Annotated in this window: 13 protein-coding genes; 8 read left to right on the top strand and 5 right to left on the bottom strand. The window is 44.5% G+C overall.

Annotation, left to right across the window (positions count from 1 at the left end; all coding sequences use genetic code 11):
- Positions 1–116 precede the first annotated feature (116 nt).
- From L2082_RS16105 to L2082_RS16090, 4 genes are all read right to left on the bottom strand, one after another.
- On the bottom strand, positions 117–989 hold the full coding sequence (locus L2082_RS16105; protein WP_446010266.1) for an acyltransferase family protein: 873 nt from the start codon (positions 987–989) through the stop codon (positions 117–119).
- 93 nt (positions 990–1082) lie between these two features.
- On the bottom strand, positions 1083–1763 hold the full coding sequence (locus tag L2082_RS16100) for an ankyrin repeat domain-containing protein (protein WP_446010267.1): 681 nt from the start codon (positions 1761–1763) through the stop codon (positions 1083–1085).
- A gap of 1133 nt (positions 1764–2896) precedes the next feature.
- On the bottom strand, positions 2897–3124 hold the full coding sequence (locus L2082_RS16095) for a hypothetical protein (protein WP_446010268.1): 228 nt from the start codon (positions 3122–3124) through the stop codon (positions 2897–2899).
- A gap of 168 nt (positions 3125–3292) precedes the next feature.
- A complete protein-coding gene (locus tag L2082_RS16090; protein WP_446010269.1) occupies positions 3293–3496 on the bottom strand; it encodes a hypothetical protein in 204 nt (67 codons plus the stop codon).
- A gap of 485 nt (positions 3497–3981) precedes the next feature.
- Between L2082_RS16090 and L2082_RS16085 the strand changes: the two genes are divergently transcribed.
- From L2082_RS16085 to bioB, 8 genes are all read left to right on the top strand, one after another.
- Positions 3982–4260: an amphi-Trp domain-containing protein gene (locus L2082_RS16085; protein ID WP_446010270.1), complete on the top strand. Its 279-nt coding sequence runs from the start codon at positions 3982–3984 to the stop codon at positions 4258–4260.
- A 2-nt stretch (positions 4261–4262) separates the two neighbouring features.
- Positions 4263–5000 (top strand): 3-oxoacyl-ACP reductase FabG, encoded by a 738-nt coding sequence (fabG, locus tag L2082_RS16080; protein WP_446010271.1) that lies wholly within the window; start codon positions 4263–4265, stop codon positions 4998–5000.
- A complete protein-coding gene (gene fabZ, locus L2082_RS16075) occupies positions 5000–5437 on the top strand; it encodes a 3-hydroxyacyl-ACP dehydratase FabZ (protein WP_446010272.1) in 438 nt (145 codons plus the stop codon). The genes fabG and fabZ overlap by 1 nt, the downstream gene beginning before the upstream one ends.
- Positions 5438–5449: 12 nt before the next feature.
- A complete protein-coding gene (locus tag L2082_RS16070) occupies positions 5450–6250 on the top strand; it encodes an enoyl-ACP reductase FabI (RefSeq protein ID WP_446010273.1) in 801 nt (266 codons plus the stop codon).
- Entirely contained in the window at positions 6250–6501 is a 252-nt protein-coding gene (locus L2082_RS16065) for a YkvA family protein (protein ID WP_446010274.1), read from the top strand. Before L2082_RS16070 ends, L2082_RS16065 begins: the two co-directional genes overlap by 1 nt.
- Positions 6502–6595: 94 nt before the next feature.
- Complete coding sequence (gene amrA, locus L2082_RS16060; protein WP_446011958.1) at positions 6596–7177, top strand: AmmeMemoRadiSam system protein A; 582 nt, start codon at positions 6596–6598, stop codon at positions 7175–7177.
- Between the two features lie 26 nt (positions 7178–7203).
- Positions 7204–7830 (top strand): hypothetical protein, encoded by a 627-nt coding sequence (locus L2082_RS16055; protein WP_446011139.1) that lies wholly within the window; start codon positions 7204–7206, stop codon positions 7828–7830.
- A 137-nt stretch (positions 7831–7967) separates the two neighbouring features.
- On the top strand, positions 7968–8936 hold the full coding sequence (bioB, locus tag L2082_RS16050) for a biotin synthase BioB (protein WP_446011140.1): 969 nt from the start codon (positions 7968–7970) through the stop codon (positions 8934–8936).
- 171 nt (positions 8937–9107) lie between these two features.
- On the opposite strand, the gene L2082_RS16045 is transcribed toward bioB, so the two are convergent.
- Entirely contained in the window at positions 9108–10064 is a 957-nt protein-coding gene (locus L2082_RS16045) for an iron-containing alcohol dehydrogenase family protein (RefSeq protein WP_446011957.1), read from the bottom strand.
- Positions 10065–10185: the final 121 nt, after the last annotated feature.

The raw sequence follows: 10185 nt of genomic DNA, 5'->3' as shown, positions 1-10185 counted from the left end.
TTTATTGTGCATAACACCTGAAATGAGTAAAAGGTTTAACATTATTGACTTTTCCTCATTATACAGGCTTTTTATTATCTAAGCAACTGTTTTTGTGTGGCGTTGAGATATTCTTTTCAACACCCTTCATATGTAGCTATACCAAGTTGTTCCAATGGATACTGCACTCCCTTTGGGATGAGGTCGTACCGTGTAAATTTATAAAACGAAAGAACCAACAGAATTGTGGCAAATAGGAATACCAACCTATTCACACCGGTTACTATAGCGATTTTATCCCCATAAACCGGATAAAGCATAAAAATGACAATTGCTATCCCAAAGAGAAAAAGAACCTGAGATAACTTAATTTTTTTGACGGAAGAATTGTAATATATCGCGATTCCTGCGACATAAAGAAATAAATTATTAAATGGGTTTATATATGTGAGCCACTGCTCTTTAAGCGGTATCTCTGAATCCAACAAGAAAAATGAAAACACCACAGTCACGGCAAATGAAATTAAAAGCAATACATTGCCTTTAATGCTACTTTTCTCGTAAGTCATTATAATGATTGGTGTAAATGCATAGTAAACCATCTCATTTCCAATTGACCAAGCCCCAGTATTGATATATGAACCAGGCGAGACGAAACCAAACAAGGTGGTTAAGTTCAAAAATATTTTTTCTAATGAAACCTCGCCGCCTTTCGCTATGGTAGGAATAATCACTAACGCAATGCATAACCATAGCAACGGCCAGATTCTAAAAATTCGGCGGATATAAAATGCGACGATACTTTTCCTGTCGACTATAAACTTTGAGTAGACTATTGCCATGCTCAGTCCCGACAAGACAAAAAATACGGATACTCCATACACCCCTAATCTTCCGAGAAAGGCTGACGAGTCTAAGGGGAAATAATGCCAATATGTTAAGTGATAAAACATGATGGCTAACGCCATGAGTCCTCTAAGCCAATCGAGAGATTCTATTCTATTCGTCATATCTTGATTACCAGGCACCTATGCTTGCATTTTAAGCCCAACGTTAAGCGTCACTCTGAGCGCGCGGAGCAAGCGATAGGGTGAACGCTCTGGTTAGAATTTGTTTTCTATTAATTTGATGATGTCCGTATTACTTCTTTTATTCGCTAGTTCTAGCAGTGATTCGCCTTGGTGTGTTTTGATTTTTAAATCAGCTCCGGCCTGAATAAGGAATGCAACGCAGTCAGTATTGTTTCTAACAACAGCCCATTGGATTGGGTTATAGGCAAGTTCGCCATAATTCTGAGATACTTCCACTTTGTGAGCTTTATCAATATCACCACCATGGCTGATGATTAACTCCATCAATTTTATATTGCCGCTTATCGCTGATCCAATCATAGGTGAGACGCCAAAAGCATTCGGAATATTTACGTCTGCACCTGATTCAATTAAGAACTCTGAAATATCATTATTATTAACTTCCATGGCTCGTAGCAGTGCAGTTCCGCCATAAGCAATCTTTCCATCAATTTCTACGCCTTGATCTAAAATATATTTAACTATCTCCAAATCCCCATAGATAGAGGCATAGGCCAGTGCTTTGTTGACCATGTTGGGTTGTGTTGGAGGGTCTAAATCAATACTTGTTTCGGTCACAATCCGTTTAACATTATTAAGATCATGAGCTCGTATCGCTTCAAAAAGTTTACCTGAGGCGTCAGTCTCATTTGAGGGGATACATCCGGATAACAGAAGAGTGATGGTTACAAAAAGGGTCGCTAAATATTTCATATTATTTTCTCGATTCTAACAGTATTAATAAGTGGAAACTTTCCATGCTATTGACAGTAATAGATTCCACGAATTTCCACTTATTCCGATATTGAGGTGAAAAACAGGAAAACTTTTCCACTTATCACTTTTCGCCTCCATTTTTCCTCTTATCACGCTATACAGCAGCTAACATGGAACCCGGAACGAGTAACCGAAATTTTAAGAGCATCGTTTCTCCCGTATCAGAACCTTCCACTCAGCAACACCCGGTTGCTGATAACTAAAAGCTCTTTGACAGAAGTAAATAATCTTCTTTTGATAGCTACCAACCTTCTGTTAGTAGCAAACAGCTCCTTGTTTGTTACCAACAACCTTCTGTTGATAGCAAACACTCCTTCGTTGGTTATCAAACACCTTCCGTTGATAGCAAACGTTCCTTCGTTGATTAACAACAACCTTTTGTTGATAGCCAATAACCTTCTGTTAGAAGCAAACACTCCTTCATTGGTTATCAGTAACCTTCTCTTGATAATAAACAACCTTTTGCTGATAGCAAACAACCTTCTGTCAGGAGCAAACACTCCTTCGTTGGTTATCAACAACCTTTTGCGCACAAACAAAAAAGATCACCTTCTTCAGGCGTTATCGGCAAAACCTATCAAATATCTCTGCAACAATACTCCAAACAAGAGGGCAAACACCCTGAAGCGAGAGTAAAAACTCTTTACCTATCGCATGTCTTGAGAAAATTCAAGCAATTAATCACAACACTCCGCACTATCGCCGCGTAAAGGACTGTCTCAATGAATATCAGCTGCATGAATGAATTTGAACATGTATGTCTCCTGATCTAAAAGAATCCTCAATATTTACTATAAAAAAACTCATCAAAAAACATCATGGCCAACATGTCAATAGCTAATCAACTGAAAACAAAATGATATTTTTCATCACAAGCTAAAACATACAGATATTCAGCAATCTGAAAAGAGAAAGAAAAAAATAAACAACAGGGGAAAATCAGAAATATTGAAAAAGCAACGATCCTGGCAAAATCATCACAGGGGAACCAGGACCATTGCAGAGGAGGAAAAAAAGGAGAGAAAGAAAAAAAGAGAGAAAACTATAGTCCTACGTACTACAAACGGAAATCAATGTTCTGTAAAGGAAGAGTACAAAGAACATTTCTTCCAATCAACGGTATAGCTCATACCGTAAATAATCTGCACCACCTTGCAATCGCCTTGTCCGACACAGGAACAGCATTGCGGCTCTTGGCACATTTCTTGAATATTCTGCTTTATCTTCAGATGAACATGCTTATGGGTCAGAGGGCAGTCATATTCTCTTTTGACCACAGTCTGCGTATTTGTACTCATATTGCCACTCCTTTCAGTTCTCTGTTTTCAGAAAACACATAAACATCCTCAACTATCTTCAGTTAACCATATACATCCCCTCCCTGACAATAGGGCAATCACCTCATTCTTGCGGGCAAAATGCCCAGACCACACGGGCAACCCGGATTTCCGGGAAGGAGAGCACGGTCATTGAAGAACAGAAGAGAGAAAGGGGAGCTGAATATCATTCACAAAAATCATTTCTTCCCCAGTGGTCAAAAACAAAAAAGTGGCAAACAAAAAGGCCACAGCAAAAAAACACATAAAGAGAAGCATAATATACTCACCTGAGTACATTGCCAGCATGCTTTTTCCTGCCTGTTTTGTATCTTTTATTTTCTCTTGTAACATAACCGGCCTCCTCTCGATAAAATTTACTCGGTTATCCATACTTATTTATTTTTAATTATATATTTGCATAAAGCATGCCGGAAAGAACAAAACGCTCCCCCTTCAATACCTCCCCAGGAATGCAATGCAAAGAGAACTTACCATTTGGAATACAATAAAAAAAAGAGTAATACTCATATGATCAACATCAATATTGTCCAGATATCTGATTATATTTTTTCATTTCGTCACCTTTTCGAGACCAGCACGAAACGAATACTCTTTTCCTCAACACCTGCACCTTCACCTGCAGTTACTCATTCTGTATATTCTTTACCCGGCACGCACAGTGTGGTACAAAAAATTATCCTCCATACCCTTTTCTTCCCTTTTTCCCAGGATTGCCATTTGACGCCCAGCGGATAACAGACTATTATTTATGCTATGCATACAATTAACCAAACAATACAGACCTTTTTTTTCTGAAAACAATAGGAGAAAACTTCATGGGACGTGAAACCGTACTTTTTAAAACAGAAGAAAAAATGTCACGGAACGAGGTGGCAGAACTGCTCCGTACCCTGGCCGGGAAGATTGAAAAGGGCAAAGTTGTCCTCCAGCAGGGAACAAAGGATGTCAAGTTGAAGATACCAGATCGTGTTGAACTGGAAGTCAAAGCAGAAAAAGAGGTCGGTAAACGACGCTCCAAAAAAAAGCTTGAGCTGGAAATTGAGTGGCTCATCGGCGCATCTGCGAATAAACAGCAATCATTAACACTGGGATAGGAGTGAATACCTTTACAGAACAAAAAGCTGTGGTCACCGGGGCCACCCGAGGTATTGGACGGGCAATTACAGAGGCATTGCTGGCACAAGGAGCAACAGTTATCGGGCTCTATAATGGCAATACAAGGGCAGCTGAAGAACTCATCACAAACTGCCCTTGCCCTGAACGCTTGCAACTGCACAGGATTGATGTCAGTGACTATCAGGCTGTTGAATGCTTTTTCCGGCAGGTGGAAGAGGAATTTGATACCATTGATATCCTGGTCAATAATGCTGGCATCCGCCGGGATGCAGCCTTGGCAATGATGCGCAAGGAGGATTGGAATCAGGTCATTGATGTCAACCTGACTGGTGGCTATAATATGACCAAATTCGCGATCCAGCTGATGATGAAGCAAAAATACGGTCGTATTATTTTTATCACCTCACCCATGGGCCATCTCGGCTTTGCTGGTCAGGCCAATTATTCTGCCTCCAAGGCAGGCCAGGTCGGGATGATGAAATCCCTGTCCAAAGAAGTGGCTAAACGAAAAATTACAGTAAACTGCATTTCTCCGGGCTTTATTGGCACAGATTTCCTTGACGGCCTGAGCGATGCGCAGGTCAAGGCGTATAAAAAAATGGTTCCGGCCCGTCGTTTCGGAACCCCGGAGGAAGTGGCGGATGCAGTCCTCTTTCTTGCTGGCAAAAACGCTGCCTATATTAATGGCTCGGTTCTGGAAGTGACAGGAGGGCTGTAATGACTATGGATCAATCTTTTATTCAAGAACGGATTCCCCACCGTGCCCCTTTTCTCTGGCTTGACCAGATCCTGGAACTGGACCAAGAGAACATCCGGGCTGAAAAATATCTTGCTGCGGATCTTGACGTCTTTCAGGGCCATTATCCTGATTATCCTATCATGCCTGGTGTCCTTCTCTGTGAGGCAGTCTTTCAGGCCGGGGCCTTGCTGATCAGCGAGACATTACAGGGCAAGGAGGAAATAACCGGGGTTCCGGTGCTGACCCGAATTCTTGGTGCCAAGTTTAAAAGAGAGGTCGGGCCTGGTGATACGATTGAAATCAGGGCCAGCCTCAAGGAAAAAATGGGACCAGCCTGGTTCATGAAGGGCAGTGTCCGGGTCAAGGGTAAGGTTGCTGTGCAGGTCGAATTTGCCTGTGCTTTAAAAGAGGGATAAACAGGAAAGCACATGGATTTTCTTGGACTGAAAGATAAAAAAATCGTTATATTTGGCTTGGCCAACAAGAAATCTGTGGCCAGTGTCATCGGTAAAGTATTAGTGGAGGCAGGCGCAGAGGTTATCCATGTTGTGCGGACTGAGGAACGGGCCAAGACCTGCAAAAAACTCTTTCCAGACAGTCCGGTCTTTTGCTGTGATGTAGAGGAGGAAGAGAATATTATTCAGGTGCGGGACGAAATTGCTAACCAGGTTGGTAGCCCACTTGCAGGTATTGTCCATTCCATTGCCTTTGCCAACTACTCTGAGGGCCTCAAACCCTTTCATGGCACGGTGAAGAAAGACTTTCTCCAGGCTGTGAATATATCCTGCTTTTCCTTTATCTCCATTGCCAATCATTTTAAAAAATTGTTGGCTCCAGACGCCTCCCTGGTAACCATTTCCATCTCCACCACCCGCATAGCTGCTGAGAACTACGGTTATATGGCCCCGGTCAAAGCGGCTCTGGATTCTTCACTCTGCTTTCTGACCAAATCCTTTTCAGCCTTTTCCCGGATCCGCTTTAATGCGGTTGGTCCCAGCCTGCTCAAGACTTCAGCTTCAGCAGGAATCCCTGGATATATTGACTCCTACCTCTTTGCTGAACAGGCAATTCCGCGCAAAAAGGCCCTGAAGACCATAGAGGCTGCCAATACTGCGGCCTTTCTCCTTTCTGAACGCTCTTCTGGAATAACTGGTCAGACCATTGTGGTGGATGCAGGCATGGGCTCAAATTATTTTGATAAAGATATTATCAGTAAGGTGGTAGGCTGATGGCAAAGGAACAGCTCAACCTCTTTTCTCGTCTCTTGGCTATGGCCAAGCATGCCGTCGCTGTCTTCAGGGCAAAAGAGACACCGCTCTACGTAAAGTTAATACTCGGCCTCGGCCTGATGTACGTGCTCTCTCCCTGGGATCTTATCCCGGAAGCGATTCCCATCATCGGCATTCTGGATGATTTTACCCTGGCATCCTTGCTGATTGCCTGGGCAAACGGTTTTAGCTTGCCTGATAACGACGAATAAAACAGCGAGTAGGGGCACGGCATGCCGTGCCCCTACCAGAATTGCGATGTTTCAAGGCAGGCACAGGGGCCTGCTCTTCCAATATTAAAAAAAAATGCTCACAGATCCCCAAAAAAAAATCCTGCTCCGACTGGCCCGGCAAACCATAGAGGAAGAACTTGGTCAGCAGGCTACAGATCCGGTTGCAGAAAAAGACCTGGATGACCCTGAACTCCGTCAACGATGCGGTGTCTTTGTCACCCTGAATATCAACGGAATGCTTCGAGGCTGTATTGGCAGCCTTCTGGGCTTAGAACCTCTCACTGCCGGGGTACGCCGAAATGCCATCAATGCGGCCCTGCGCGATAACCGTTTTCCCCTGCTCACTGTGGATGAACTGGCAGATATAACCATTGAAATATCTGTCCTCACCCCACCGCAGAATCTGGAATATACAGACAGTATTGACCTTATCAACCGCTTACAACCCGGTGTTGACGGAGTCATTCTCAAAGCATCTGGAGGTGCTGGCGCAACCTTTCTCCCCCAGGTTTGGGAGCAACTTCCAGAACCGGAAACATTTCTCCGTAACCTCTGCATCAAGGCGGGCCTGCCTGCTGATAGCTGGCAACACGGAGAGTTAACTGTACAGACCTATCAGGCCAGCCATTTTAATGAACAAGAATTTCAAGAGTAACGCATCAGGAACATTCCCAGGAAATAATGAAAGAAATAACACTGTCTCCAGAACTCACCAAGGAAATTACAAGCATCTATCAGACTCTGCAGGAGGAGTACGATAAGGTCGCTGGCGAAATAGGACTTACCTGCAAAGGCTGCCCGGATAATTGCTGTGATTCTTATTTCCTCCATCATACCTACAGTGAATGGGCCTATCTCTGGCAAGGACTGAATCTTCTTGATCAGGAGACCCGCGAACAGATTATCAACAGGGCTAAGGAGTATATTGCCCAAAGTGCCGAGCCACTGGCCCAAGGCAAGCATCCCCAGCTCATGTGCCCGCTCAATGATAATGGTCTTTGCGGCCTCTATGAACACAGAATGCTGATCTGCCGAACGCATGGAACTCCAGCCACCATGACCACGCCTGACAAACAATTCATACGCTTTCCAGGTTGCTTTCGCTGCCAGGAAATTGTGGAGAAAAAATATGGTGCAGCAAACGATGCCCCGGCTATGAACCGCAGCCAGATCCTCAGTCAGCTGGCCTCTGTAGAATCCCGCCTTTTTGAGAGAAAACGTCATCTCTATCCCAAAGTCAAAAAAAACATTGCTGAAATGATTGTTCAAGGGCCTCCAACAGTCCCCTTGCCTCATTGTGAACGATGAACAACATAAAAAAAAGTCATCCTGATAACAACCACTCCTCCCCTTGGGAAGGGCTAACTAACAAATCATGAAAGTGCCAGGCACCCCCAAGGAGTCACCTGGTACTTTCATATAACCCCTTAAGATGGAGCAAGCTGATGAAGCCTGAAGACTCTCCAGAACAAATCGCAGGACATATTAGAGCAGGGGGCAGTATTGACCAGGAAACAGCCTGCACACTGGCCCGCGTCCCTAACCAGGAAACTCTCTGGACTACTGCTGATGAGCTTCGCCGCTACTTCATGGGAAATCGCTTTCACCTCTGCTCCATCATTAATGCCCGCAGCGGCAACTGCACAGAGAACTGCCGTTTCTGCGCCCAATCAGCCCGTTATAAAACCGGAACAACAACATATGGCATAGTTGATCACAAAGAAGCCATCAACATTGCCCTGGATAACGAGGCCCACGGGGTACATCGCCTTTCCCTGGTCACCAGCGGACATTCTGTGGACAAGGAAACCTGGAAAGAGCTGTCTGACCTCTATTCCAAAATCAATGCACAAACCACTATGGAACTCTGTGCCTCAATGGGTTTTCTTGATCAGGAACAGGCTGACCAGCTGGCAGAGGCCGGAATTACCCGGTATCACTGCAACCTGGAAACCAACGAGCAACGTTTCCCAGAGGTCTGTTCCACCCATAGCTGGCAAGATAAGGTCGCCACCCTGATCACTGCGGCAGAGGCTGGTATGTCGGTCTGTTCTGGCGGGATTATTGGCATGGGCGAAACCATGGAAGACCGGATTGAACTGGCTTTAGAACTCCGGGAAATAGGCGTCCAATCTATTCCCATCAATATCCTGACCCCCATTCCAGGTACTCCTTTTGCTGAACTGGAACCACTTCCGGTGGAAGAAGTCCTGACCACTATTGCCCTGTTCCGTTTTATCAATCCAGATGCTGTCATCCGCATTGCCGGAGGGAGGCAGCAGTTGGGAGATGATCAATATCGTTGTTTTGCAGCCGGAGCTAACGGTGCCATTGTGGGTAATTACCTGACCACCACAGGCAGCTCCATTGCAGAGGATATTGCAGCCCTGCGGAAAATGGGATTTTCTGTATAGCTGGGAGCCATGCTCACGACTTTCTCATAAAACTGTTATTCATGATCACCTGAGTAAATGGCGAAAAATTCTTCAGCAACGGGCACAGCAACAAAGGATCAACGAAAAAAAACAGGGGTAACCCAATTACCCTGAAACGGGTTTAATTTTATGAGGAATCACCGACCCCTTTCATATAAAAAACTCCTGTAAATGAAGGGCGGTGTGAATCAGCTTGCATAACTGATCTGTTTTCTCCGGCTGAGAAAGTATTGTGTAATAATCATCCTTGATTTTAGGGGCAAGGAGAAAAGCTTCTTGCCAGTCCGAGCGAGAGAAGGGGTCTTGACGAAGAGCATCCCAAAATCCGGTCAATTCAAACAGCCGATTGATCCGCTCGGTGCCTTTTCCATAAAGATGGCTTACCAAATACGTTGCCATCCCTACCTGAAGGCCATGCAGTCGTGGTTTTTTACAAATGCGATCAAGTGCGTGAGATATCAAATGCTCGCTGCCACTGGCCGGCCGAGAAGACCCGCAGATTTCCATGGCAATACCATTCAGCATTAACGCTGTTGCGAGTAGCCGCATACTTTCCAGGTCGTGTTCCGGTTTAGCCATCAGTTGAAAGACAGTGGCATCAGACAGAAGAGCTGCAAAGTCATCTACCTGAGTTCCTTTAATATTGAAAGCTAATTTCCAATCCTGAACAGCTGTGATCTTGGAAACAAGGTCACCGATACCGGAAAGCCATAGGATTTTAGGAGCTCGCAGGCATACCTCAGTATCCACAACCACACCGTACGGCATCGCAGCAGGGAGCGTGCGTTTTTTGCCTTTAAAATCAAGACTGCATTGTGGACTACAGAATCCGTCGTTGGACAATGCTGTGGGAAGAGCAATATAGGGTATTCTTCGAAGGAAGGATACGTATTTAGCCACATCAAGAGTTTTTCCACCGCCGCATCCGATAATCAAATCAATCTTAGCAGTATCTTCAAAAATATCCTGGGCTTGTTCAAAGCTGGAGTGCAAAACAGATATTTCTTGAACAAGATGAATATCTTCATTCTTGAGCGCATATCGTATGCGAGCCATAAAGCTTTCATCAAGGCCTTCACTGTAGAGACAAAGAACCTTTGTCAGCAATTCCCGGACACGACAACGATATACGCCTGTTGAGCATTTTTGCTCTCTCTGGAGAGACTCAGGCGTTCTTCCCTATAGCAATGTGACTATTTTCCTGGCCGTCCAGCTAACTTTCTCTTCA

Source organism: Candidatus Electrothrix sp., from assembly GCF_052785085.1.
Note: the sequence above shows the minus strand (reverse complement) of the source record. Positions and strands in the feature narration are given on the sequence as shown.

Coding starts and splice junctions, on each gene's coding strand:
- L2082_RS16105 (WP_446010266.1), bottom strand. CDS start 989: ATGACGAATAGAATAGAATCTCTCGATTGGCTTAGAGGACTCATGGCG.
- L2082_RS16100 (WP_446010267.1), bottom strand. CDS start 1,763: ATGAAATATTTAGCGACCCTTTTTGTAACCATCACTCTTCTGTTATCC.
- L2082_RS16095 (WP_446010268.1), bottom strand. CDS start 3,124: ATGAGTACAAATACGCAGACTGTGGTCAAAAGAGAATATGACTGCCCT.
- L2082_RS16090 (WP_446010269.1), bottom strand. CDS start 3,496: ATGTTACAAGAGAAAATAAAAGATACAAAACAGGCAGGAAAAAGCATG.
- L2082_RS16085 (WP_446010270.1), top strand. CDS start 3,982: ATGGGACGTGAAACCGTACTTTTTAAAACAGAAGAAAAAATGTCACGG.
- fabZ (WP_446010272.1), top strand. CDS start 5,000: ATGACTATGGATCAATCTTTTATTCAAGAACGGATTCCCCACCGTGCC.
- L2082_RS16070 (WP_446010273.1), top strand. CDS start 5,450: ATGGATTTTCTTGGACTGAAAGATAAAAAAATCGTTATATTTGGCTTG.
- L2082_RS16065 (WP_446010274.1), top strand. CDS start 6,250: ATGGCAAAGGAACAGCTCAACCTCTTTTCTCGTCTCTTGGCTATGGCC.
- amrA (WP_446011958.1), top strand. CDS start 6,596: ATGCTCACAGATCCCCAAAAAAAAATCCTGCTCCGACTGGCCCGGCAA.
- L2082_RS16055 (WP_446011139.1), top strand. CDS start 7,204: ATGAAAGAAATAACACTGTCTCCAGAACTCACCAAGGAAATTACAAGC.
- bioB (WP_446011140.1), top strand. CDS start 7,968: ATGAAGCCTGAAGACTCTCCAGAACAAATCGCAGGACATATTAGAGCA.